This window comes from Desulfovibrio intestinivivus, from assembly GCF_053570665.1.
The window spans coordinates 3,265,001-3,288,618 of the sequence record NZ_JBRBQT010000001.1 but is presented as its reverse complement, the minus strand read 5'-3'; the positions used below and the strand labels follow the sequence as shown (position 1 = coordinate 3,288,618).

At 57.2% G+C, this 23,618-nt stretch carries 27 protein-coding genes, 1 tRNA gene and 1 other RNA gene (1 of these 29 cut by a window edge); 14 read left to right on the top strand and 15 right to left on the bottom strand.

Annotated elements, in window-relative coordinates:
• Positions 1 to 11: 11 nt before the first annotated feature.
• Genes ACUZ9P_RS14030 through ACUZ9P_RS14015 form a run of 4 tightly spaced genes read left to right on the top strand, consistent with a single transcriptional unit; the run spans position 12 to position 3,834 of the window.
• A complete protein-coding gene (locus tag ACUZ9P_RS14030) occupies positions 12 to 1,040 on the top strand; it encodes an ABC transporter substrate-binding protein (RefSeq protein WP_449250161.1) in 1,029 nt (342 codons plus the stop codon).
• Positions 1,027 to 2,040, top strand: coding sequence for a FecCD family ABC transporter permease (locus tag ACUZ9P_RS14025; RefSeq protein ID WP_449250160.1), 1,014 nt, complete (start codon positions 1,027 to 1,029; stop codon positions 2,038 to 2,040). Before ACUZ9P_RS14030 ends, ACUZ9P_RS14025 begins: the two co-directional genes overlap by 14 nt.
• Positions 2,033 to 2,791 (top strand): ABC transporter ATP-binding protein, encoded by a 759-nt coding sequence (locus ACUZ9P_RS14020; protein WP_449250159.1) that lies wholly within the window; start codon positions 2,033 to 2,035, stop codon positions 2,789 to 2,791. The genes ACUZ9P_RS14025 and ACUZ9P_RS14020 overlap by 8 nt, the downstream gene beginning before the upstream one ends.
• Positions 2,788 to 3,834: an energy transducer TonB gene (locus ACUZ9P_RS14015; RefSeq protein WP_449250158.1), complete on the top strand. Its 1,047-nt coding sequence runs from the start codon at positions 2,788 to 2,790 to the stop codon at positions 3,832 to 3,834. The genes ACUZ9P_RS14020 and ACUZ9P_RS14015 overlap by 4 nt, the downstream gene beginning before the upstream one ends.
• Positions 3,835 to 3,867: 33 nt before the next feature.
• Here ACUZ9P_RS14015 and ACUZ9P_RS14010 read toward each other — a convergent pair whose 3' ends face one another.
• From ACUZ9P_RS14010 to ACUZ9P_RS14000, 3 genes are read right to left on the bottom strand one after another with little or no spacing between them, the layout of a single operon-like run.
• Positions 3,868 to 4,689: a class I SAM-dependent DNA methyltransferase gene (locus ACUZ9P_RS14010; RefSeq protein ID WP_449250157.1), complete on the bottom strand. Its 822-nt coding sequence runs from the start codon at positions 4,687 to 4,689 to the stop codon at positions 3,868 to 3,870.
• A complete protein-coding gene (locus tag ACUZ9P_RS14005; protein ID WP_449250156.1) occupies positions 4,686 to 5,459 on the bottom strand; it encodes a Rossmann-like domain-containing protein in 774 nt (257 codons plus the stop codon). The genes ACUZ9P_RS14010 and ACUZ9P_RS14005 overlap by 4 nt, the downstream gene beginning before the upstream one ends.
• Positions 5,452 to 6,021, bottom strand: coding sequence for an FmdE family protein (locus ACUZ9P_RS14000; protein ID WP_449250155.1), 570 nt, complete (start codon positions 6,019 to 6,021; stop codon positions 5,452 to 5,454). The genes ACUZ9P_RS14005 and ACUZ9P_RS14000 overlap by 8 nt, the downstream gene beginning before the upstream one ends.
• A gap of 350 nt (positions 6,022 to 6,371) precedes the next feature.
• Between ACUZ9P_RS14000 and ACUZ9P_RS13995 the strand changes: the two genes are divergently transcribed.
• Positions 6,372 to 6,536 carry a chaperone protein gene (locus ACUZ9P_RS13995; RefSeq protein WP_298998109.1) on the top strand — a complete coding sequence of 55 codons (165 nt, stop codon included), beginning with the start codon at positions 6,372 to 6,374 and terminating at the stop codon, positions 6,534 to 6,536.
• 380 nt (positions 6,537 to 6,916) lie between these two features.
• On the opposite strand, the gene ACUZ9P_RS13990 is transcribed toward ACUZ9P_RS13995, so the two are convergent.
• The 10 genes from ACUZ9P_RS13990 to ACUZ9P_RS13945 all read right to left on the bottom strand — a co-directional run bounded on the left by ACUZ9P_RS13990 (position 6,917) and on the right by ACUZ9P_RS13945 (position 14,058).
• Positions 6,917 to 7,879: an Abi family protein gene (locus tag ACUZ9P_RS13990; RefSeq protein ID WP_449250154.1), complete on the bottom strand. Its 963-nt coding sequence runs from the start codon at positions 7,877 to 7,879 to the stop codon at positions 6,917 to 6,919.
• Between the two features lie 305 nt (positions 7,880 to 8,184).
• Positions 8,185 to 8,260 (bottom strand) — tRNA-Thr (locus tag ACUZ9P_RS13985).
• A gap of 57 nt (positions 8,261 to 8,317) precedes the next feature.
• Entirely contained in the window at positions 8,318 to 8,698 is a 381-nt protein-coding gene (locus ACUZ9P_RS13980) for a hypothetical protein (RefSeq protein WP_306666374.1), read from the bottom strand.
• A gap of 47 nt (positions 8,699 to 8,745) precedes the next feature.
• Positions 8,746 to 9,735, bottom strand: coding sequence for a tRNA glutamyl-Q(34) synthetase GluQRS (gene gluQRS / locus ACUZ9P_RS13975; RefSeq protein ID WP_449250153.1), 990 nt, complete (start codon positions 9,733 to 9,735; stop codon positions 8,746 to 8,748).
• Positions 9,736 to 9,739: 4 nt separating this feature from the next.
• Positions 9,740 to 10,252, bottom strand: a complete 513-nt coding sequence (locus tag ACUZ9P_RS13970) for a rhodanese family protein (protein ID WP_192113034.1) — start codon at positions 10,250 to 10,252, stop codon at positions 9,740 to 9,742.
• Between the two features lie 10 nt (positions 10,253 to 10,262).
• Positions 10,263 to 11,429 carry a C40 family peptidase gene (locus ACUZ9P_RS13965; RefSeq protein ID WP_449250152.1) on the bottom strand — a complete coding sequence of 389 codons (1,167 nt, stop codon included), beginning with the start codon at positions 11,427 to 11,429 and terminating at the stop codon, positions 10,263 to 10,265.
• A gap of 86 nt (positions 11,430 to 11,515) precedes the next feature.
• Positions 11,516 to 11,911, bottom strand: a complete 396-nt coding sequence (locus tag ACUZ9P_RS13960) for a flagellar basal body rod C-terminal domain-containing protein (protein WP_449250151.1) — start codon at positions 11,909 to 11,911, stop codon at positions 11,516 to 11,518.
• Between the two features lie 183 nt (positions 11,912 to 12,094).
• Positions 12,095 to 12,874, bottom strand: a complete 780-nt coding sequence (folE2, locus tag ACUZ9P_RS13955) for a GTP cyclohydrolase FolE2 (RefSeq protein ID WP_298998209.1) — start codon at positions 12,872 to 12,874, stop codon at positions 12,095 to 12,097.
• Positions 12,874 to 13,290, bottom strand: a complete 417-nt coding sequence (gene nikR / locus ACUZ9P_RS13950; protein ID WP_022657495.1) for a nickel-responsive transcriptional regulator NikR — start codon at positions 13,288 to 13,290, stop codon at positions 12,874 to 12,876. The genes folE2 and nikR overlap by 1 nt, the downstream gene beginning before the upstream one ends.
• 57 nt (positions 13,291 to 13,347) lie before the next feature.
• Positions 13,348 to 14,058 carry a class I SAM-dependent methyltransferase gene (locus ACUZ9P_RS13945; RefSeq protein ID WP_449250150.1) on the bottom strand — a complete coding sequence of 237 codons (711 nt, stop codon included), beginning with the start codon at positions 14,056 to 14,058 and terminating at the stop codon, positions 13,348 to 13,350.
• A gap of 247 nt (positions 14,059 to 14,305) precedes the next feature.
• On the opposite strand from ACUZ9P_RS13945, the gene ilvA reads away from it, so the two are divergent.
• Positions 14,306 to 15,841 carry a threonine ammonia-lyase, biosynthetic gene (gene ilvA / locus ACUZ9P_RS13940; protein ID WP_298998214.1) on the top strand — a complete coding sequence of 512 codons (1,536 nt, stop codon included), beginning with the start codon at positions 14,306 to 14,308 and terminating at the stop codon, positions 15,839 to 15,841.
• Between the two features lie 112 nt (positions 15,842 to 15,953).
• Here ilvA and ACUZ9P_RS13935 read toward each other — a convergent pair whose 3' ends face one another.
• Positions 15,954 to 16,454: a protoporphyrinogen oxidase gene (locus ACUZ9P_RS13935; protein ID WP_298998216.1), complete on the bottom strand. Its 501-nt coding sequence runs from the start codon at positions 16,452 to 16,454 to the stop codon at positions 15,954 to 15,956.
• 77 nt (positions 16,455 to 16,531) lie between these two features.
• Positions 16,532 to 17,473 carry a spidroin-2 gene (locus ACUZ9P_RS13930; RefSeq protein WP_449250149.1) on the bottom strand — a complete coding sequence of 314 codons (942 nt, stop codon included), beginning with the start codon at positions 17,471 to 17,473 and terminating at the stop codon, positions 16,532 to 16,534.
• 136 nt (positions 17,474 to 17,609) lie between these two features.
• On the opposite strand from ACUZ9P_RS13930, the gene ACUZ9P_RS13925 reads away from it, so the two are divergent.
• From ACUZ9P_RS13925 to rny, 8 genes are all read left to right on the top strand, one after another.
• The gene (locus tag ACUZ9P_RS13925; RefSeq protein WP_449250148.1) at positions 17,610 to 18,194 is read left to right on the top strand and encodes a manganese efflux pump MntP; all 585 of its coding nucleotides are present in this window, start codon (positions 17,610 to 17,612) and stop codon (positions 18,192 to 18,194) included.
• Positions 18,195 to 18,238: 44 nt separating this feature from the next.
• Entirely contained in the window at positions 18,239 to 18,649 is a 411-nt protein-coding gene (locus ACUZ9P_RS13920; RefSeq protein WP_449250147.1) for an OsmC family protein, read from the top strand.
• Positions 18,650 to 18,748: 99 nt separating this feature from the next.
• Positions 18,749 to 19,870 (top strand): glycosyltransferase family 2 protein, encoded by a 1,122-nt coding sequence (locus ACUZ9P_RS13915; RefSeq protein ID WP_449250146.1) that lies wholly within the window; start codon positions 18,749 to 18,751, stop codon positions 19,868 to 19,870.
• A 111-nt stretch (positions 19,871 to 19,981) separates the two neighbouring features.
• Positions 19,982 to 21,337 (top strand): bifunctional UDP-N-acetylglucosamine diphosphorylase/glucosamine-1-phosphate N-acetyltransferase GlmU, encoded by a 1,356-nt coding sequence (gene glmU / locus ACUZ9P_RS13910; RefSeq protein WP_449250145.1) that lies wholly within the window; start codon positions 19,982 to 19,984, stop codon positions 21,335 to 21,337.
• A 133-nt stretch (positions 21,338 to 21,470) separates the two neighbouring features.
• A complete protein-coding gene (zapB, locus tag ACUZ9P_RS13905) occupies positions 21,471 to 21,716 on the top strand; it encodes a cell division protein ZapB (protein ID WP_298998228.1) in 246 nt (81 codons plus the stop codon).
• A 6-nt stretch (positions 21,717 to 21,722) separates the two neighbouring features.
• Complete coding sequence (locus ACUZ9P_RS13900; RefSeq protein ID WP_449250144.1) at positions 21,723 to 21,995, top strand: cell division protein ZapA; 273 nt, start codon at positions 21,723 to 21,725, stop codon at positions 21,993 to 21,995.
• Positions 21,996 to 22,007: 12 nt separating this feature from the next.
• Positions 22,008 to 22,191, top strand: a non-coding RNA gene (gene ssrS / locus ACUZ9P_RS13895) — 6S RNA.
• Positions 22,192 to 22,402: 211 nt separating this feature from the next.
• Positions 22,403 to 23,618 carry the 5' portion of a ribonuclease Y gene (gene rny / locus ACUZ9P_RS13890; RefSeq protein WP_298998231.1) on the top strand. 344 nt of this gene lie beyond the right edge of the window, so the window shows 1,216 of its 1,560 coding nt (coding positions 1–1,216); the start codon lies at positions 22,403 to 22,405; the stop codon falls past the right edge of the window.

The following is a 23,618-nucleotide window of genomic DNA, read 5'->3' as shown; positions in this document are numbered from 1 at the left end:
GGGGCAACATCATGCAGATCCGCCGTACATTTCTGATTTGGGCAGCACTTACGCTTGTGGCTTTTTTGCCCTGCTCCGGCGGCGCACGCGCGGCAGAGTCCGCCGCCAGCGGCGATGCCAGAAGTGTCTATTGCCCCACGCCGCCATCAGCCTTCACGCTTTACGCCTTTGCGCCGGAGCTGCTTGCAGCATGGAACACCCCCCTGCGGGATTATGAAAAAAAATTTATTCCGCCACAGTATCACGACCTGCCCATTCTGGGCGGCTGGTATGGGCAGGGATTTATTCCTGACAGGGAAATGCTGCTGGCAAGCGGCATCAAAAAGGCCTTTTACCTTTCCATGAGCATGCACGACCATTTGCCCATAGAGCAGACCCTGACCAGCCTTGGCATGCAGGTATCCACCGCCCAAGGCGGCAGCATGAAGGATATGGCGGCCTGCTTTCTGACAATGGGACGGCTGTATAATCGCGAACAGCGCGGGCAGAGCCTCGCAGCGTATGCTGATGCAACGCTTAACCGGGTGGCTGCGGCCATGAAAAATCTGCCGTCAGAACGGCGCACACGCGTGTATGTAGCGCTGGAAGCCAACGGGCTTGCCTCGGTCTGTAAGGATTCCGTGCGTTCAGAGGTGCTTGAAGCCGCAGGCGCGGACAGTGTGCACATGTGCCCGCCCGGCACGGAAAACGCTCAGCTCAAGGTCACCTTTGAACAGGTCATGGCCTACAATCCGGATGTGGTGCTGGTATTCCACCCCAATCTTATGCGCCGCATACGCACTGACCCCCAGTGGTCGGCCTTGCCTGCGGTGCAGGCGGGCAGGGTCTATTTTATCCCGCGCGGCCCCTTCAGCTGGATAGAGCGCCCTGCGACCTATATGCGGCTTATGGGCGTGCAATGGCTGGCAAATTTGCTGCACCCCGACCTGTACGCTGCGGATATCAAGGCTGAGAGCCGCCGATTCATGAAACTGTTTTTTAATCTGGATCTGAGCGATGCGCAGATAAACGAGCTTTTTGAACCTTATGGCACGTTCTGAAAAAATTTTGCTCTGGCTGGGGGTGATGCTGGTTGCCGCAGTGCTGCTCTCGCTGCACATGGGGCGCTACCCTCTGGACATGGGCGCGCTCTGCCGCGCGCTTGCCGATGCATGGTCTGGCAACACGCTCAGCCCGGATCAAAAGCAGGTGCTGTTTCTGTTTTTTAATCTGCGGCTGCCGCGCATTGTCACGGCTCTGCTGGTGGGCGCAAGCCTTGCGGTATCTGGCAGCGTGTACCAGGCCATGTTTCAGAATCCGCTTGTGTCGCCCGGTATTCTGGGTGTGCAGCACGGGGCGGCCTTTGGCGGGGCCGTGGGCATTCTGGCTTTTTCATCCATGGCGGCCACACAGGTACTTGCCTTTATTGGCGGCGCGCTGGGCGTGGGCCTTGCCCTGTTTTTTTCCATGCTCTACCCAAAGGCGCGTTTTCTTGCCCTGCTCATTGGCGGCATGGTCAGCAGCTCCTTTTTTGTGGCCCTGACCTCGCTTGTGCAGTACGTGGCAGACCCCAACAGGCAATTGCCCGAAATTGTGTTCTGGCTCATGGGCTCGCTTTCGCGCACAGAGCCGCGCCACCTTGTATGGGGCGGGCCGCTCATGCTCTGCGCTCTGGCCTTCATCTGCCTTAACGGCAAGGTCGTGAACGCGCTTTCCATGGGCGACGACGAGGCCATGGCCCTAGGCGTGAACAGCATGCGCATGAAGATGCAACTGATTGCGGCGGCAACGCTGGCGTGCTCGCTGACTGTTGTCATGGCGGGCGTCATCAACTGGGTTGGCCTTGTCATTCCGCACGTGATGCGCTTTATCTGCGGGCCGGACAATCGCCTTGGCCTGCTGAATTCAGCCTTGGGCGGCGCGCTTTTTATTCTGCTGACGGATTCGTTCATCCGCACGATCTGGACTGTGGAACTGCCTCTGGGCATCGCCACCTCGATCATCCTGCTGCCGTTGTTTGCCTTTAGCCTGTGGTACGACTGGAAGAGACGCTATGATTGAAGTGCGTGATCTCACCCTTGGCTATTTTGATGCCCCGCCAGTGCTACAGCAGGTTTCTCTGCGCGTGGCCCGGGGAGAAGTGGTGAACGTGCTTGGCCCCAACGGTTGCGGCAAAACAACACTGCTCCGGGCCATTCTGGGATTTTTGCCTGTGCCGCGCCGCAGTGTTTTTCTGGAAGGCCGCCCGCAGGAAGAAATATCGCGCGGAGAGCTAGCGCGCACACTGGCCTATGTGCCCCAGATGCATACGGGCGTTTTTGCCTATCAGGTTCTTGATGTGGTGCTTATGGGGCGCACAGCCCGCAGCCCCTGGCTTAGGTTTTCCGCCGATGATGTGGGCAGGGCCATGACCGCTTTGGAGCAGGTGCGCATGGCAAGCTGCGCGCGCAAATCCTATCTTGAGCTATCCGGCGGGCAAAGGCAGCTTGTGCTTATTGCGCGGGCGCTGTGTCAGGAGTGCTCGGCTCTTGTTATGGATGAACCTGTTACCGGGCTGGATTACGGCAACCAGTTTCATCTGCTGGAGCTGATTGGCGAACTTTCCGGCTCCGGGCCAGCGATCATGCTGACCACGCACCATCCCGAACAGGCAGTGTATCTGGGCGGGCGGGCCGTACTGCTCAAGGCGGGGCATGTGGTTGCAGATGGCCCGGTTTCCACTACTGTTACCGCGCCTCAGATCAAGGAGCTGTACAACCTGCCCTCCAGGGCCCAGCGCTGGATGCACCTTACAGAACCGGATGCGCCATGAGTATGGAACCCGCAGCCGACAGGCAACTTTCTGCGGCTCCCTATCTTGAGGAACCGCCCGCAAAGCCGCATACCAGAGGTCCGTGGTTTTTTGCGGCCTCATTTGCGGCGCATCTTGCCGTGCTGGGGATGATATGGTTTTTGGGCAGCCTGTTGCCGCCAGCGGGCAATGGCGATTTTGACGGGGTGGTGATTACCCTGACTTACGGCAAGCCCGGTTCAGGCACCGCCGGAGAACCAGCTGGAGCTGGCGGCGGCAGCGCCCAGACGGAACAGAATGCAGAGCCGCAGGCGGATGCGGCGGCACCTACCGCAGAGGCGGCAGCCGCTCAAAAAGAAACAAGCCCAACACCCCAACAGCAGGAAAAATCTGTCGAACCCACCGTGGCGGATTCTCAATCTCCCCTTGCCATACCCCGGCTTGCCGAAAAAGCGGCGGCAAAAAAAACAGCCGATGCGTCACCCAAGGAAAAACCGCACCCCGCCAAGGTCGAAAAAATTACAAAAGCCACGCCCCGCAAGGAACAGAATGTTCAGCACCGGGAACAGGCAGACAACAATATGACAGCCAAAGCCGCCGACATGAAGCCGTCTGCCACTGCTGCTGGCGCAAGTTCTGTCGCAGAGTTGGGCGCTGGCAGCGGCGCAAGCCAGAGCAAACTGCAAGGGCAGGGCATGTCGCTGGCAGAGGGAGCAGGGCAGGGGCGCGGAAGCGGCAGCAGCGGTCTGGGCAACGGGGCCGCCAGCGAAGGGCAGGGGGATGCCGGGGGTTATCTTAAGGGCAATTACGAATACATCAAAAAGCGCATCCGCAAATATCTGGAATACAGCCCGCAAGCCAAACGCATGGGCATTCAGGGGCTTGTGTATGTGGCCTTTACCATCACCAGGGACGGCTCGGCGCAAAATGTGGAGCTGCGCACCAGCAGCGGTTTTGATTCGCTGGACGAATCAGCGCTGGAAGCCGTGCATCGGGCCTCGCCCTTTGCGCCGCCGCCGCAGGCCGCCCGCGTGGTTGTTCCCATCCAGTTCAGCCTCAAATAGCAAAAGGTCCAGCCAGTGGCCGGGCGCTGTGAGCTATATTTTCCAGAACATGACGGCCAGCTTTGATTCCACCTTTTCCTGAATAATCCCGTCGCGGCAGAGGCTTGCCAGCTTTTTGCGCATTTCGGCTTTCAGACTGTCAGAAATTGTCATCATGCTGCTGAAATAATTGAGGTGCATCAGCTCCGCATCCTCAAAGGTCGTTTCGCTTTCCCACGCCCGGTCAAAGTATTCCACCTCAGGATAAAAACCCATCAGAAACAGCATATTGAAAGCGCAGAAGAAACTGCGGGCAATGCGGGCCTTCTGTTCATCCCAGTCGAGCATGCTTTTGAGCTGATCCCTGACAGAATGGCGCATTTCCACATGTGTGATCATGCAGCAGGCGCGGCTGGAGGCGGCAATCATCTTTTCCAGCGTTGCGCGGTTGTTGATGGCTGGCGTGCGCGATGCCAGAACCAGATCAAATTGTTTGCGCCAGCCCATGCTGTCGATGTCTGCCGCCTGCCAGTCCAGAACGCGAAAGCTGGCGTTGGGGCAGTTGTCTTCAACGGCATTGGCCTTTGCCAGATCAATCATGCTGGGCGCAAGGTCAAAGCCTTCCACCCGGCCCACCAGCGGGGCCATTTCAAGGCTTTGCGCGCCGGGGCCGCAGCCGATATCCAGCACCGCGCTGTTGCGGTCAAGGCCAGCCTTGCGCGCAAGGTGCTCCATCAGGCGCTGGCGGTGTTCGTCCGCAGTTTTGCGGCGGATGCGCTTGTTGAACGAGGGGGCGCGCTTGTTCCAGAAATCCAGCGCATCCTTGCGGTCTGGCTGATAATCGACCCAAAGCTTCTCAAAAGATTCAATATTCACTGGGCACCGCCGGGCAGCAGATTTACCTTGAGGCCCCCGCTGGCAAAAATGGCCTCGCAGTTGTTATCTTTAAGGGCGCGGGCCACGCCAGCGGCATTTTCCACCACCAGGCCGGAAAGCGAAGCAAAACCGTGCCGGAACAGCAGGGGATGCATGGGGGTACTTGGCCCGACCATGAAAACCTTGGCCTTCTGGGTCAGTTCCAGCAGGCGGGTGATGGTTTTATTGATGAATGTTGTGCCTGTGACAAAAACGATATCCTGTTCCGGCAGAATATATTCCGCTGCTGCATCGGGCAGGTCGCCGGGCTGTGGATTGCGCTCAAGAATGCACATGTCGCAGTGCTGGCACAGCATGCGCAAACCGGGAAAATGCCCGATCACCGCAACCTTTTTGTCTGTAGCCTCTGCAAGAAAAAATTTGAAGGCATCTCCGGGCATGCGATTTATGCCGGGCTGGATGGGGCTTTCGGGCCGCAGGGCCAGGGTGTTGTTGGCGGCATTCAGGGCCGCAAGACCGATGGAAGCCTGATTGAAATCCCACGATTTGAGGCGTTCGGCCACCGTGCGCAAGGGCTGGCCGACAATTTCATATGGTGAGAGCGCGGAATCCTGCGCGCCCGGCATGGTCGGGAAATGCTGGGCCATGCCCACGCCCCCGGCGTCCGATTCCACCATCAGCCAGTGATCGCCGTAAACAAAGGATTTAACCAGCTCCTTTGACGGAACGGAATCAATAAGTTCGTCATACAAATGCCAACGGTTATGCATGGCTGCCCCCAAGTGGGCTGTAATATGCGCCATTGAGGCATGCCCGGCAGTATGTTTTGCCATCCTGCACAATTTCCTTGCAATCCAGCACATCTTCGCCACAGACGCAACAGGTCGCAATGCGCGCGGGCGGGCCGGGCAGTTCGCCCTCCGGCATGGCGATACTCACAGGCTGGCAGGAAAAAATGTCGTTGTCGGCGTAGCCTTCCCAAAAGGTGAGCTGGGCGGCTTTGTCCGCATGGTGGGGCGGCCTGTCGGAGGTGATGACGCTGACCCGCACGGCCTTGCCGGTTTTCAAATCCAGAAAGGACATGGCTGTTTTGCCGTAGCTGTACATTTTGACCCGCCTGCGGCCCACGGTCACGCCGGTGACCACGTAGGAAGCATCTGCAACGCAGCGGTCAGTCTCCAGAAAGATAACCAGATCGCGCATGTCATCTTGCGGCGACATGCCAAGGGCTTTGAGCGCCATCAGGGTCATGCGGATGCCCAGAATCTGCCCGCTGCAAATGTGCCCGTGATACTGTTCGGCCTTTTCAAGATAGGGTTTTATATCTTCCATGGTTTTTATGTGTAAGAGTGTTTGTATGGTTAACTGCGTACATTTTATTATATGCCCCCACGTTGGTTGTCATGCTGGTATCTGTTTCACTAAAAGCGTGAACATTGTGCAGTAGCAAAAATCCAGGCTGAGGCAGGAGGCGGGTGTGGGAAAGCCTGTGGGCAGGGCGAATTGGGAGGATGGGGAACTGGCGGCGCTGGGAGGGTATCCGTGCGTTCGCTGACGAGCGCGCTAAAGCTGGCGCCGCATGCTGCCGCAGCGGATATCCGGGGATGGAACTGTCGCTTGTGCCCTTGACACCGGAGTGCTAGTAATAATGTATAGCATAACTCCAGAAAGGGGGACTCATTATGGCCCAGAATACGAGAGTTGATGACTACACCACCTGCCCGGCTTGTCAGGGCAAGGGAAAAGACGATGCTGGAACAAAGTGTTTTGAGTGCAACGGAACAGGCAAAAAGCAACATGCCTGCACTGTTCCCGAAGGCCCCGAACATGAAGGCGTTTGCGACTAGCACCGAGCGGCCCCATTAATGAACATAACTTGCCTCCTGATCAACCTGCATGGTAGGCAGAAATCAGGATGATACAAATGCTCGGCTTTCTCCTTTGCGGGGAAAGCCGAGCATGTTTTTTGGGGTGAGGTGCAAATTATGTCTGGCTGGTAAATGTGAGCCGTATCAACGTATGAAGGGTAGCGTCCAGAGTGAGCTTAATCGCCAATGCGGCAAAGCTGCTTGATGATCTGCTATCAGAGATGGTGAGGAAAGCGGCCTAAAATCAAAGGCTAACGGCCTTAAGCAAATATCTCAACTCAATAATGGGCCGAGTTTTATTGTGGTCATATTTCGCATGACGGAAGTTTTTTCTGCCGGGCAACACCCGCAAGATAGAATTATATGAATTGGTCAATGGCACGCAACGACCGAGAGGGAAACCCCATTACTTCCTTGTTACAAGCTGGAAGTGGTGGCATTGTATCAATAACTTCTGCAACAGATGAAAGCCAAGAAGAATTTTTCCCAATGTGCTCAACGAGAAACCACATTACTGAGATAAGCCCAAATAGTCGAGATTTTCCTTTAGCTCCCCAAGTGACATTGCTCAAAGCTCCAGTTTGAGGCATTTTCAGATCGTGGTTTGTCGATTGATTCCAAATTCTAGTGTGATGTGCGCATCGATTGCGCAGAGTGTTTATTTCGCGTAACCAATTCCCAAGTGTGTTAGGTAAAAGTGCTTTATCAATCCTTGCACAAATTTTATTTTGATATTTACCGTTCAGATATGAAAAATAATGTGACATTAAACCAAAGTCCCATGCTTCTATAACAACCCAGAAGGGCATTGTCCTATTTGTTGTCCTATGCCATAGAATGCATTCTTGAGTGCTATTTGCTATGGCATCATTGTGTTTCTGCTGCCATCTGAGCCAGTTGTTATTGTTAATATGCTTCGGATTTATAAAATTATTCTCTTTGTATGCTGTAGGAGAATGAAAGCCCATTTCATGCGCGATAATAGAGCGCATGTAAACCTCAATTCTTTCAATCGCATCCAGCATCAGCAGGCGCAAGTGTTTATCCATGAGATACAGGCGAAAGACATCGTTGAAGGTTGTCCCCGTAACGAACTGCTCACTCCTCTTGATAAAATTTGAATTGGGTGGATTGAAGACAATTTTGTTAGCGGTATCCTTCACGTAGACTCGGCAAGGAAATGAGAAACCCGTAAAGCGGTAATATCCAATCTGTGCCAGCTTTCTTTCAGCTCTAACACGATCTTCAATTTCCATTCCACGGGACTCAAGAAGGGTGACTAAATCCGCATATGTTTTGAAAGGCTTGGCATTTAATGGCATATCAATCCTCAAAAACAAGAGGGCCCGCACTTGTTGGCATACTGGACACCAACAGAGGTACGGGCACTGTTGAATGCAATATATGTATCAATGCGTCTTGAGTCAAGCCTAATTTGAAATGTGGCATTTTCATGCTGTGAACCTCTGGCCCCACCATGCCGAAATGGGGCAAAAGGCGAAGGGGTATGGGGCAGGGCGTGGCAAGTTTTTTCACTCAATTGCACTCAGTTTTATTTATGGTGGTAGCCCCTTGTTACCCCAACAAAAAAAGCCCTCGCGGTTTTCACCGTGAGGGCTAAATTCTGTGGAGCCAGCTAAGAGACTTGAACTCTTGACCTGCTGATTACGAATCAGCTGCTCTACCAACTGAGCTAAGCTGGCAACCGACATGAAGTGCCAAAAAACAGGGCCTTTGTCAAGCGGATAGGTCTGTTCGGCTTACGCGCATTCCACCACGAGGGGGATGACGTGCAGCTCGCGGTTCACTTCTTCCGTGTGGCCCAGCTTCCACTTGGTGGATTCCGCAGGCCAGCCAAGGTGGGAGGCAACATCGCGCGCAACGCCAGCCACATTCAGGATGGGGTGCCGCTGAAAAACCTGGGGCAGCCCATAGGTCAGGTTACAGGCAAGGCACTTGCCGGGGCGCTGGCGCAGTTCAAAGGCCAGCTTGGCCTTTTGCGGCTCAACACTGCGGCAAACAAGGCCGATGTCGTAAGCGCCTTCCTCTGCGCCGCCAAAGAGCGCGTCAAAAAATTCATCTGCACGGCCAGCGGGAAAAATCTTGTCCAAAAAGGTCTGATCCAGGTTCTGCATGGTCATAAACATCCTCTGTCATTACATGAGCGGTGTTTGTATTCAAGTGGCCGTCAGGCCACAAGAGCGCGTAGCAGCTCGCGCCCAAGGCGGATATCATCGCCATCAAGGCGCGAAAGCGAAAAATACGGTATCAGTTCCGCAGGGCTGGCGGCATTGCCGCCGGGATTGCATCCGGCAAGTGCGCCGAGCAATCCGGTTATTCTGCGCGGGTCTACGCCCATTTGCCGCAGGTTGCGCAGCGCGAGGCTCTGGTGCCTTTTGGCAAGGCGCTCGCCCTCGTCATCCAGAAGCAGCGGCACATGCGCATAAGCGGGAGCACCATAGCCCAGGAGCTTGAGAAGAGCAATCTGCCTCGGCGTTGAAATGAGGATGTCGCGCCCGCGCACCACCTGATTTATGCCCATGAGCGCATCGTCCACGGCCACGGCAAGCTGATAGGCCACAACGCCGTCAGAGCGGCGCAGGGCGAAATCGCCCCCGCAGTCGGCAAGCGTGAATGATTGCGGCCCAAACACAGTATCGGTGAAATTCACAGGCCCGTCCGGGCATTGCAAACGCAGGCAGGGGCGGCGGCCTGACTCCAGCAAGGCTTGCCGCTGCGCCTGATTCAGGCTGCGGCATGTGCCAGGGTAGGGCGCTCCAGCATCATCAACATGCGGCGCACCTGCCATGCTGCGCAATTCCTTGCGTGTGCAAAAACAGGGATAGGTCAGGCCAGCGCTTTCAAGCTGCGCAATGGCCGCCGCATAGTGCTTTGCCCGGTGGCTTTGCTCAAACGGCCCCATGCACCCGCCAGCCGGTTCCGGCTTGTCCGGGCCATAATCCCAATCCAGGCCAAGCCAGGTCAGGTCTTCAATGAGGGCTGCGGTGTATTCGGAGCGTGAGCGCTGTGGATCAATATCTTCAATGCGCAGCACCACCTCGCCAGAGCTGGCCCGGGCGGCAAGCCATGCAAGCAAAAAGGCCCAGGCGTTGCCAAGGTGGATATAGCCGGTAGGGCTGGGAGCCAGCCTGCCGCGAATAACAGGCGCGGCGTGCATAAAACTATTTTTTGTTCCAGGGCATGGCCGAAAGCAGTATGCCCAGACCGCAAAAGCCTGTCACGCCTGCAAACACAAGCCCCGCGCCCACAAAGGCCGAAAGCCACAGCATTGAGGGCCACGCCAGGGAGCCGAGCACGCCAGCCAGCACCAGCCCGCCAGCGCCAATCTGAATCTGGCGAAAAATGGGCAGTGTCTGTTTGGACGTTTCCACAGGCAGCCCCTGTTTGGCCCAGGCGCTGACGCCGCCTTCCATCTGCCATGCGGGGCCAGCCGCAAGCTTTTGCAGCAGGTCGCTGTTCTTGGTGGTGCGGTTGCCGGAATTGCAGGTAAATATGATGGGGAGTTCAGCGGTGGCGGGGCGCAGATCCATCCACGAAATAACCGAAAGGGGGGCCGCTTCGGCACCGGGAACACGCAAGGCGGCGAGTTCGTCCGCTTCACGCACGTCCACAAGGCGAGCCTTGTTGTCCTGCAGCATTTTCAGTGTTTCTGCAGGAGAAATATTAGGAAGCATCGACTATGTCCTATGAATTCTTATCCCGGTTTTTGGCGGGAGTTTTTTTGCTTTTGGCATCGTCAGACTTGGAAGAAGCCACCTTGCCGTCACTCTTGTCCTTCTTGCCGGATTCAGACTTGGCAGACTCGTGCTTGGTCGATTCGCCCTTGGAGGCGCTGGCCTTGGAAGAGCCAGACTTGCTGTCGCTCTTGGCGGCTTCCGTCTTGTGACTTTCGGTCTTGCGCGTTTCAGCCTTGGGGGCGTCAGATTTGCGGGCTTCGCTCTTGCGCTCGGACTTTTCAGCTTCAGCCCTGGAAGAGCCGGATTTGGACGAGGAGGCGCTGCTCTTTTTGTCCGACTTGTCTTCCTTGACGGATGCCTTGCTTGAAGACCTGGAGGACGACTTATCAGCCTTCTCCACCTCAATTTTGCGGGTGGAGTGCTTTTTGTCCAGACTGGCCACTTCCACAAACTGCTCGCGCGATTTGGAAGGATTTTTATCCCTGGAGCGGTCTTTGTCTTTTTCCTTGCTACCCTTTCTGTGGTCGTCGTTGCTGGCAACGCTGGAGCGGGAGGAGGGCTTGTGGCTGCGATAGATATCGCGCACGGCCTTTTCTTCCGCATAGTCGGTCAGGCGGGTCTGGGCTTCGGCCACGAGATTTTCAGTGCCGTCCATTTTGACGCGCCGGGCGCCGAGGAATGTGCCTTTGAAATAGGGGTCGTCCAGAGAATTGACGCGCACGGTGGTGCGGCGGTGGGGGCTGTGGATGAACTTGCCGTCGCCCACATAGATGCCGGTGTGATAGCCCCGGCGGGGGTGGCGGAAGGCGACAATATCGCCAACCTGCATATCTTCCACATTATTGATGCGCTTACCCACAACGGACTGTTCACGGGCGGTGCGCGGCAGGCTCACGCCAACGCTTTTGTATGCCCAGCAGACAAATCCCGAGCAGTCAAATCCACCCGGCGACATGCCGCCGGGAACATATGGGGTGCCAATGGCAGACCGTGCCTTGCGCAAAAGCTGCTGGCTGCCCTGCTGCTCATTGTTGTCAAAAGCAGCTTCATAAGAACGGCGAAAACGCTGTTCCGCTTGTGTGCTGTAGTCATCACGCTGGTTGTTTTTTACTGCGCAGCCAAAGCTCATGGCGCAAGCCAGAGTCAGCGCACACAGTTTCAGGCATCTACCCATCGGCACTCCGTGTGGGTTGCGCCGCAGCACAAGGCAACGGCGGGTCACGCAAAAAAACGGGGATAACTCCGCTTGTCTGTAGTTGGTCAAGCCTTGATGTCTAAAAGCGTACCCAGCATGGTATCACTGGTGCGCACTACTTGCGCGTTTGCCTCATAGGCGTGCTGGGTGGAGATCATCTGAGTGAATTCCCGCGCAAGATCCGTACCGCTGGGGGCGGATGCTTCCAGGGGAATACCGGAAGTGACATCAAGAACGGCGTTGGCGGCATTCCAGTCCGAGCTGGGGCCGACTTTTGATCCCGCGTCTTTCATCGCGGCTTCAAAGCTGACGCCCTGATCGTTGGCATTGCTGGAGTAGACGGCACGGCGCGGCTCAAAACCAGCCGTACTGACGTTGGCTACATTATGCGCTGTAACAGCCGTGCCCCACGAAAAGGCATTCAAGGCTGATGCGCCGATCTGTAGGCTACTGCTACTCATCATTCACACCTTACGGCTTAATTAGCACAAGTATTACCCGAATACAAAAACTTTTTTTTGGCCCGGTTGGCGGGTGATTGCGGTTTTTTGCAATCAAGGGTCGGGGCAGGTTTTCAGAGTATTATCACATACTCAGAAAAAACGGCTGCTAGGCTTCTGTGCAGTCGCCGCCAGCGCGGCATGTCACCGAACAGAGAGATCGCGTTCAATGCGGGCAAAGGCATTGTGATTGTGGATGGATTCCATGCTCTCCACCTCAACGCTGAACCACTCCACCTGCCCGTGGGCCGTGAGCTTTTGCGCCACATTGCGCACCACGTCTTCCACAAAGGTGGGGCGGGCAAAGGCGCTCTCTGTGACGAATTTTTCATCCTCGCGCTTGAGCAGGGTGTAGACGGCGGACGAGCCGGATTGTTCGGCAATGTCGATGAAATCTTCAAGCCATGAAAAAGCCCGCATGCGCAAACGCATACGCACCATGGCCCGCTGGCTGTGCGCGCCCTCGCGGCTGATGGCCTTGGAGCAGGGGCAGACAGTCATGACCGGAACATCGGTTTCAAGAACGAACGACTGGCCTTTGTCATCCAGTTCGCCAGTGAGGCGGCATTCGTAGGCTACCGTGGCCGGGCTGCCCGAGGCAGGGGCCTTTTTGACAATAAAATAGGGAAAGCAAAACCGGGCATAGGCCCGCCGCGCGCCAAGCCGTTCCTTGATATTGACCAGCAGACGCCGCACGGACTGATAGCTGATCTCATCGTTCCATTGCTCCAGAGCCTCAACAAAGCGGCTCATGTGGGTACCTTTGAAGGATGAAGGCAAGTCCACCCCAAGGTCTACGGTAGCCACGGTCTGTTGCGTCCCCTGGCAGCGGTCGCGCACCAGCAGGGGCAGCTTCAGCTCGCGAACGCCCACGCGGTCAATATTCAGGGCAACCTGTGGGGCGTGGCTCTGTACGTCTTCCATTATGCCAGATCCTGTCCTGTAGTAGTAGCGGTAAAAGTGCCGTGCTTGACGCCGCGGCAGGAGATCAGTTTGTCGGCTAGGGCGCGCAAACGCTTGGGTTCGCCCTTGAGCACCAGCACCTCAAGGCAGTTGTAGTGATCCAGATGCACGTGAAGCGTGGTGACAATAAGATCGTGGTCATCGTGCTGGATAGTCATGAGCCGACGGGCCAGATCGTTTTTGTGGTGGTCATACACCAGGGTGAGCGTACCCGCGCCGGAAGCGTCGTTGCTCCAGCGTTCTTCCACCAGCGCCTTGCGGATAAGATCGCGTATGGCTTCTGAACGGTTGGGATAGCTTTTGCGTTTGCACAGCTGGTCAAAAGGTTCCAGCAGATCTTCATCCAAAGAAACGCCGAAGCGCGCCAGGTTTCCCATGGTATTTCCCGTATGGCCCGTGAGGGCTGATTGCTGTGGTTGAAGAACGCCCCGAACTCAGGCCCGGCGGCTGATTTCCCAAACGTGTACGGTGACGGGCACGGGCTGGGCGTAAAGGGGATCCACTGTTTCGTGATACACCCTCCTGCCTTGCCAGCCGCCGTTTTGCAGCGCGTGCAGAAAAGCATCGTACACTGTGCGGCCCGGCTCCGCCACCCATGCCGCGCCATCCGGGGCAAGGGCATGGTCAAGAAAGCGCAGCACCGGAGCCACAAAACGCTTTTCATACATGATATCGCCGCCCCAGATGCGGTGCATGCTCTGCGCCCTCACGGCGGGCCGCCGCCAGTCCATGACTGTCCACAGCGGCTGCGGCACTTCGTTGATATCGGCGTTACGGGCCGCAAAGTGCAGGGCGGCTTCCTCATAGTCCATGGCAGTCATTTTTGCGCCAAGCCACTGGCCCACCATGGCGGTGAGGCCCAGGCCGCAGCCGATATCCAGACAGGGCTGCCCGGCGATGCATTGCCGTTGCTGCGCAAGCCAGCCTGCCAGGGCAACGCTTGAAGGCCAGAGCTCCGTCCAGTAGGGCAGGCGTTCATCGTCAAAATCATCGGGCGAGGCCGTCATGGCGTCCCAAAGCTGCTCAAGGTCGGCGGCCCGGGTGAGCCGCCACAGGCGACCTGCGGCGCGCACTGAAATGTGCGGCGTGTATTCGGTCAGGCCATGCGTTTCAGACTGGGAAAATTCGGAAGTCAGTTCGGTCATTCGGCAAGCATAGCGCAATGGCCTGTAGCTGTACAGATACGCAACAGTGGGGCAAGCTTGGGCCGATGTGCCCCGTGGCGGGGAAAAAACGCGTCAAAAACAGAATGTAAGCCCGTAGAAGCAGCGCGAATTTTAAAAAGTAAGCACTTGAGAAGCATTTCTTGCGGGTATATAAAGATTGGCCTTACAAAAATGCGTTTTTCGACCGCAAGGGCGGCCATGCGCGAAGCCCCGCAAGGACATTTTCATGGACAAGCACAGCGAATACCTGAACCGTATCCTTTTGAGCCGCGTGTACGATGTGGCGGTAGAAACCCCCCTGGACGAGGCGGTCAGTCTTTCGCGCCGCACCGGCAATAATATTTTGCTCAAGCGCGAAGACCTCCAGCCTGTTTTTTCCTTCAAGATCAGAGGCGCCTACAACAAGATGGCGCACCTTACCAAGGAAGAACTGCGCAGGGGCATTATTACCGCCTCGGCTGGCAATCACGCGCAGGGCGTTGCCCTTGGCGCGCGCAAGCTGGGGTGCGAAGCTACCATTGTCATGCCCGTGACCACGCCCGCCATCAAGGTCGAGGCTGTGAAGCGGCTGGGTGGTCAGGTTGTGCTTTCCGGGGAGTCTTTCAGCGATGCCTGGAAGCATACGCTTGACCTGATTCAGGAAACCGGCTGCGTGTATATTCCGCCTTTTGACGACCCGGATGTCATCGCAGGGCAGGGCACCATCGGCATGGAAATCCTGCGCCAGCACCCCGGCGATATACACGCCGTTTTTGTCCCCATCGGCGGGGGCGGCATGGCGGCGGGCGTTGCCGCCTACATCAAGAACCTGCGGCCTGAAATCCGCGTCATCGGCGTGGAACCTGTGGATTCCGACGCCATGCGGCGTTCCGTCATGGCCGGGCAGCGGGTGGAACTGCATGATGTGGGTCTGTTTGCCGACGGCGTGGCCGTCAAGCTGGTGGGTGAAGAAACCTTTGTTCTGTGCCGCGACCTGCTTGACGACATCATCACCGTGGAAACGGACGCCATCTGCGGTGCCATCAAGGATATTTTTGAAGACACCCGCGTGGTTGCCGAGCCTGCGGGCGCGCTCGCTCTGGCTGGCCTGCGGGCCTATGCCAAGGCGGGGGATCTGCATGATGCCACCCTGGTAGCCATTGTGAGCGGCGCAAATATGAACTTTGACCGTCTGAGCCACGTGGTTGACCGCGCGGAAATAGGCGCTCAGCGCGAGGCTCTGCTGGCAGTGACCATCCCCGAAACCGTGGGCAGCTTCCGGCAGTTGTGCGCCTCTTTTGGCAGCCGCAACATCACGGAACTCTGCACCCGGTATTCAGACCCGGTAAAGGCCAGGGTGCTGGTGGGCATCAAGATCAACGGGCGCGATGATGTGCCCCAGGTGCTGAAAGAATTGCGCGGCAAGGGCTTTGAGGCCATTGACCTCACGGATAACGAACTGGCCAAGGTGCATGTGCGGCATCTGGTAGGCGGCAACGCGCCACAGATTCTGCACGAGCGTTTGCTGCGCTTCACCTTCCCCGAACGCCCCGGCGCGCTGCTGGACTTTATGGACGCCATGCGCGTGGATTTCAGCATTTCGCTGTTCCAGTACCGTTATCACGGCGCGGATTTTGGCCGCGTGCTTGTGGGATTTGAGGCACCCGATGAAAAGAAGGAAGCTTTTGAGGATTTTCTCAAGCGAGTTGAAGCCATGGGCTATCCTCATGTGGAAGAATCCACCAACGATGCCTACAAGATGTTTCTGGGCTGGCACGAATAGCCCCGTCTGAAGCTGAATAAATGTAAAACACCGGCTGTCCTTTGCAGGGCAGCCGGTGTTTTACATTACGGCCTGTTGAGAAAAAGCCGCGTCAACTATGTGCAGAGTCTGTTTACTGGCCGAGCAGCTTGCGCGTTTCGGGGGTGAGGCCCTTGAGGCTGGCAAAAATAGCTTCGGCTCCACGCTGGTCAGGATCCTGAACAATGGCAATAAGGACCTTGTCTGCCGTGGCGTTGACCTTGGTCACGCCGGGGGCGGGAAAGGCCTGGCTGCGCAGTTCGCCGTTAAACGTCCAGAACGGCCCCTGCGGGCGGGGCTGGGAAGCGTTGGCCTGAAGAGGGGCAAGCTTGTTGGCAATGGAAGCGCTGTCGTCATTTTGCGTATTGGGCAGAACAAAAATGCTGATGAGTGCGGCGTAGTCGTCTTTCTTTTCGTTGGAAAGGCCCAGAATCAGCATGCATTCATCGGGATTGCCCGATTTGAAGCCCATCTTTTCCTCGCCGTCCCAGCCTTGGGGCAGGTCGGCACTGAAAAGCGTAAACGAGCGCGGTTCAGCCTGGGCTGTGACCGTCAGGCAGAGCATGAGAAGGGACAGAAAAAACAAAGTCCGCATGGGAACCTCCGGGTTGCGGAAAAATCGAATCCGTATGTGCAGTTGGGTATACGCGCTGCCCGTGTGCGGGGCAAGCATCAGCGCCCAAGCGCCAAAAGGAACGGAAAACTCGCGCCAAGCACAAGCATCAGAAGCCCAAGAACGTTGAGCCAGTAGAATTTGCGGGGGGCGCGCAGAACAAACAGGGCCACCCAGCAGGCAATGGCGAGGGTCATGGGCACGAGGCCCATTGCCTGCTCCGCCAGCCCCTGCGGCAAGGGCCCCTGCCGCAGGGAAAAGCCGATCACAAGCCCCCAGCGGTCAATGCAGCGGGGGATAAAGCCCACCATGGCCCACAGGGCGCACCAGCGGGCAGCGCGCTGCTCGTCCGCCAGCGTGAATGCGGCTCCACTGTTGCGGGCCACAAGGGAAAGGATGATCAGTGCAACACTGCCCGCTGGGGCCAATGCGGTAAAGTAGTCGTGAAGGGTTTTGGGAAGCACGGCCAGAGCCACATCCCCTATGCTCAGGCCTTGCGGCAGGCCGGAAAAGGGCCAGTTGGGCAAAACCTGCGCGGCAAAAAAGCAGAGGGCCGCCAGCAGCGCAAGGCCAACACGCAGGCCGATCTGCCCCGGCTGCCAGTAATCCTGCGCAGCTTGCGGCACGGGGGCAGCGCGGTCAGCCGCAAGATACAGCAGCAGGCAGATTATGCCAGCCAGCCATGCGGCAACAGCCGTTGTGTAAGGCAGCATGGCGGGCATCCACAATGATACGCCTTCAAACATATGTTCCGTGCTGCGCACGCTTGCCAGCAGGGCAAGAACACTGCCTGCGGCCAGCAGCGGGCCCAGAACAGCCAGCCCCGCAGCGCAGCGGGCGAGGGTGCGCGCGCTATAGGCGCTGAGTCTGGCCTGCCCCCGTCTGCCGGTGGCCAGGGTGAGAGCGATAATAACGGGCATGGCCGAAGCGGCGCTTGCGCCCAGGGTCAGAACAGCGGCAATCCATTGCCAGCAGAAAAGCCAAGAAGGAATAGTTTGCATACCCAGCCTTGTATCCCGAGGCCGTGTCAGCCGCAAGCGAAAGACCTCTCTTGCTCCTGAGCGGCCCTTGCCCTATAGTTCACGCCACTCTGCAATCAATTTGGGCGGTCATTGCGCACCGCAGCATGGGGTTTTTATGTCGTTTTTTGCTGTTCTGCTCCTGGCCGTTGCCCTTTCCATGGATGCATTTGCCGTTGCCCTGGCTTCTGGCTGCGCCCTGCGCGTGCCGCAGGCACGTCATTACTTCCGGCTTTCTGCGGCATTCGGCTTTTTTCAGTTCGCCATGCCGGTGGTGGGGTGGTATCTGGGCATTACCGTGCGTTCTTATATGGAAGCTTGGGATCACTGGATCGCCTTTGCCCTGCTGGCCTGGATAGGCGGCAAGATGGTGTTTTCGGGATTTTCTGCCCTACGGGCGCGCTCCTCCTGTCCGCGTCCTTCGGTGGATCCCACCGCAGGGCGCAACCTGCTGGTGCTGAGCGTTGCCACAAGCATCGATGCCCTGGCCGTGGGCCTTTCTTTTGCAATTCTGGGAACTTCTGTCTGGAGCCCGGCCCTGATGATCGGTCTGGTCTGCGCGGTTATTACCGCTGTGGGCGTGTATCTGGGCAAGGCGCTGGCCAATCTCTGCGCGGTCAACGGATGGGCTGAACTGCTGGGCGGGCTGACCCTGCTGGCTATTGCCTGCAACACGTTGCGCGAGCATAATGTTTTTGGTTAATCACCAGTAACTGCCGTTTGACCGGCAAAACCGCAGGAGTTGCCATGGCTACCGTCAGCGCAAAATATCTTGGGGATCTGCGCGTGGAGTGCGTCCACAACCAGAGCGGCACAAGGATCATCACAGACGCTCCTTCTGACAATCAGGGGCTGGGTGCGGCTTTTTCGCCCACCGACCTGTGCGCCACAGCCCTTGGGGCCTGCGCCATGACCATTATTGGCATTTATGCAAAGACGCATGGCGTGGACGTGACCGGCACAGAAATGGAGATCAACAAAACCATGAGCGCCGACCCGCGCCGCATCGGCAAGATTGAAGTGACCTTTAAAATGCCCGACCGCGAATATTCCGCCAAGGAAAAGACGGTAATCGAGCGCTGCACACAAAGCTGCCCCGTGCACCACACCCTGCACCCCGATGTGGAGCAGGTGTTTACCTTTATTTGGAAGAACTGAAATTGGCGTGCGGGGGTGCTGAAGGGCGCGCCTTGAATCTGCTTGGTGCGCGTTATCAGCACTCCTGCATGGTGCTTACCCGGCATAACAGGATATCGCATGACTCCTCCTCCATTGGTTTCAGTAATAATCCCCAGCTATAATTACGCCGGTTTTCTTCCTCACTCTGTTTCCAGTTTGCTGCAACAGCGTTGCCCGCAGGTGGAAGTGGAGGTGATTGTGGTGGATGATGGCTCAACGGACAACACCGCTGAGGTTGCCCGTTTGTTTGGGCCGGACGTGCACTATATTTATCAGGAAAATCAGGGTCTTTCCGCAGCGAGAAACGCTGGATTGCGTGCGGCGCGCGGTGATTTCATCGCCTTTCTTGACGCGGACGATCTTCACACAAAGGGATTGCTGGCGAGCCAGCTGAAAGTTTTTACCGCTCAGCCTGAACTTGATATTGTCATTTGTCGCTGTCTGGATTTTTCAGAAGGCGCAAATGGGCAGATCGATGGGTTGTGGTCGCTGGTCAACAGCCATTGGGATGTGCATGCATGCAACGCCAACCTTGCTCCCGTGCATTGCTATATGGTGCGAACAGATATTGTGCGGCGTATTGGCTATTTTGATCAAAGTCTAAAATCCTGCGAAGATCAGGATTACTGGTTGCGCGGCTACGGTCTGGGGGCCAAAGTGGGCATAAATACAGATGGGTTGGTGCTTTACCGCAAGCACGGGGGTGGTATGACGGAAAACCGCTCCCGTATGTACCACCATGACTCACTTATGCACGAAAAGGTTGGCCGCATGCTGGCCGAGCTGCCGGAGTTTCCCTTGCAGGCCAAGTGCGCGGGCTGGCTGGCCCATGCAGCCGGCTGCCTTGTTTCTGCCGGGTATCTCTGCGAGCTTGATCCTGAGCGCTCACGGGTCATGCAGGATTTTTTTACAAAGGCAGTGCTCGCAGCCGCGCCGCTGTTCGGCCACAGCGTGCCGCGCAATGATACGGGCAACCTGCGCTATGTTCAGGATTATTACGGGGGGCGGTGCCTGCGCCTCGCCAATTGGTCTGGCCTGCGACTGACGCCCGCAGCCGCCAAGGCCGTGATGGTGCTCAAGCGCATGTTTCCCCGCATGGCCGATCTTTCTTCAGATGCGCTGAATGCGCGCCTGCACAGCACCTATGCCAGACTTTGCGTGATTGTCCTGCCGTCGCACGAGCACGGGGTAAACGCCTAAACAGCGCCGCACAACGCAGATTAACTCTGCGGTCTTGCTGTTTGGCCCGCAAGAGGCTATTGGTCTGCCTGCACAGATTCCCGCCATATGTGGCGAACGAAGGAGATATCCATGCCGAAGAACGCGGCTTTGATTCTTGCAGCGGGCAAGGGAACCCGCATGCACTCGGACAGGCCCAAGGTGCTGCAAACGCTGCTGGGCGAGCCAATGCTTGCCTGCGTCATTGAGGCTCTGCGCCCTGTTTTTGCGGAAGACGTCTGGATTGTGGCCGGGCATCGCGCCGAAATGGTGCAGGCCGCCTTTCCTGATGCCCGCTTTGTGCTGCAGGAGCAGCAGCTTGGCACAGGCCACGCCCTGATTCAGGCTCTGCCCGCACTGACCGAAGCCGGTTGCACCCATTTGCTGGTGGTCAACGGCGACGCGCCCCTGCTTTCGGAATCTCTGGTTCGTTCTTTTCTTGCCGAGGCCGTTGGTGCTGACCTGGCCTTTGCCACCATTGAGCTGGACAACCCCGGCGCGTATGGCCGGGTGGTGCGCCAGCAGGGCAAGGTCAAGGCCATTGTGGAAGCCAAGGATTATGATTCCTCGCTCTACGGGCCGCCCTCCAACGAGGTCAACGCGGGCATGTACTATTGCAGCCTTGGTGCGGTGCAAAGCCTTTTGCCGCACCTGAACAACAGCAACAAGAGCGGCGAATATTACATTACAGACCTCATCGGCCTCGCCGTTGCGGAAAAATACGAAGTTCTCGGCATCCAGTGCGGCCGCGATGATTCGCTCATGGGCGTGAATTCGCCGCTTGAGCTTTCCCGCATGGAAGAAACCCTGCGCGCCCGTATTGTTGATGGTCTGCTTGCTTCCGGCGTTATCGTACATGCGCCGGGATCGGTGCGTGTGGGGCCTCTGGCGCAGATTGAACCCGGCGTGGAATTGACGGGTCCGTGCGAAATTTATGGACGCACCAGCATCAGCCGTGGGGCCAGCGTTGCCTCGCACTGCGTGGTGCGAGACTGCGTGATCTCCAATAATGCAGAGATCCGCTCCTTCTCCCATCTGGAAAAAGCCCGTGTGGGCGCAACCGCATTGGTGGGGCCCTTTGCCCGCCTGCGGCCCGGCGCGGTGCTTGAAGAACAGTCGCATGTGGGCAATTTTGTGGAGCTTAAAAAGACCCACCTTGGCAAAGGCGCCAAGGCTAACCACCTTACCTATCTTGGCGATGCCGAAATAGGAGAGGGCACCAACATCGGCGCGGGCACAATCACCTGCAATTACGATGGAAAACACAAGTTCCAGACCAAAATCGGGCGCTATGCCTTTATTGGCAGCAATACCGCCCTGGTTGCCCCTGTGACCGTGGGCGACGACGCCCTTGTGGGCGCAGGCTCGGTCATTACCCGCGACGTGCCCAACGGCGAGCTTGCCATTGCCCGCGAAAAGCAGAAGAATCTGCCCCGCAGGAATAAATAAACGGCCCAGGCGGCCTGTGCCGCAAGGGGTTTGGCTTTTTTGCAGCCCGCGTCGGCACGGCCCGGCGCGGGTATTTTTTCACCCGAGCGTATCCATTCTTGCCAAGGTCATGCCGCGGTGTTATCTACAAATCATGGAACTTTTGGAGCAGCTTGAATCGCAGGTTGAGGCGCTTTTGGCCCGACTTGACCGCCTCAAGGCGGAAAACGCGAAAATCAGTGCGGAGTCTGCCGCAGTGGCAGCCAGAAATGACGCACTTGATGAAGAAAACCAAAAGCTGCGCGAAGCTCTTGAAAACGAAGAAACGATGCGTACTGAGGCGCTGAATCGCATTGACGCCTTGCTGCGCAGGATTCAGGAGCACGACAGCGTCGAGTAGGTTTTTGTGAACCAGGATACTATCAACCTCACCGTTCTTGGGCTGAGCATTGCATTCAAGCCTGGAGCCGACATGCGGCGCGTACAGGAAGCCGTGCGGCTGGTGGAGGAACGGTTCGCAGACCAGAAGCTGAAGTTCCACGGAGGGCAGACCAAGGACATTCTGCTGACTTTTATGGCCCTTGGACTGGCGGATGATTTGTTGCAATCGCAGAAAGAGCAGGCGGACGTGCAGAATCGCGTCTCAACCTTGCTTTCAAAAATAGAGGAGTCCTCTTAGGCTCCTTTGGGCGCTTCCCTGGGACGCGCGTGATTTATGCCTCGGTGCTAACCTGACAAGAATATAATAGGGAGCCGTCACTGTCTTTGTGTGTGCACGCCCGGCAAGTCCGGGAAGCCCGGAAAGGACATACAGGCGCCCGACCTGGTTATCCAGGTTCTGCACCGCAAGCATGACACGGCGCTCCGGGGAACGCGCCTTCTTTTGACGTATCTGGCTGCCGTCCGTGGTAGCCGATGCTTTTGCGCAGTTCACTCCAGACCGTTAATCGGTATCCAGCCAGGGTTTCAGCAGCCCCTTCGGGCTAATTTTGCTACGGTGTGCGGCGGTTTTGCCGCTTGCCGGTGTTCGTCGGCCCGCGCCTGTTGGCGCAGGGTCCGTATTGATAAAAGAGAGAGGCTGGATTCATGGATCCATTGTTCATTGCAGCGCTTGTAGCTGCGGCGCTGCTGGGGGTTGCGCTGGGGGTGTTCGCGCACAAGCGTTCTGCCGCAAAACGTGTGGGCGACGCCGAAGATCTGGCGAAGCGCATAGTGGCGGAAGCGCGCAAAGAGGCGCAGGCCCAGAAAAAAGAGATATTGCTTCAGGGCCAGGACGATCTGTTCAATCAGAAGCGGGAACTCGAAAACGAATTCAAGGAACGTGAGCGCGAGGTCAAGGCCCGCGAACGTAAACTTGAAGAAATGGGCGGTCGCCTTGAGGAAAAGCTTGAAAAAGCAACCACAAGGGAGCACGAACTGCTAACTTCAGAGAAGGATCTGGCCCGCAAGGAACGCCAGCTTGCTGAATCTGAAACGTTTTTGCAGACCCGTATTGAAGAGCAGGAGCAGCGGCTTTCTGAAATTGCAGGCCTCACTGCCGATGAGGCAAAGGCCCGGCTTTTCAGCGAAATTGAAGCCAAAACCCGGCACGAATCGGCGCGTATGATCCGCCAGATTGAAATGGAAGCGCGCGAAACTGCCGACCGCAAAGCCAAAGAAATTCTCTGTAATGTCATCCAGCGCTACGCGGGCGACTACGTCAACGAGCAGACCGTTACGGCTGTGACCCTTCCGAGCGAAGACATGAAGGGCCGCATCATCGGGCGCGAAGGCCGCAACATCCGCGCGCTTGAGGCTGCCACCGGTGTGGATCTTATTATAGATGATACGCCTGAAACCGTTATCCTCTCAGCTTACAGCCCTCTGCGCCGTCAGGTTGCCAAAATGGCGCTTGAGCGCTTGATCCAGGATGGCCGCATTCATCCTGCACGCATTGAAGACATTGTGCAGAAGTGTGAGCAAGAGCTGGACACTCAGGTGCGCGAAGTGGGCGAGCAGGCCACCTTTGACGCGGGCGTTCATGGTATTCATCCGGAAATTGTCCGTTTGCTCGGGCAGTTGCGCTACCGCACCTCGTTTACCCAAAACGTGCTCCAGCATTCTCTTGAAGTCTCGGCCCTTTGCGGCATGATGGCCGCCGAGCTCGGCATGGACGTCAAAAAAGCCAAACGGGCTGGCCTGTTGCACGACATTGGTAAGGCCGTTGACCACGAGGTGGAAGGCCCGCACGCCCTTATCGGCGCGGACCTCGCCAAAAAGTACAACGAAAGCCAGGAGATCATCCACGCCATTGCAGCCCACC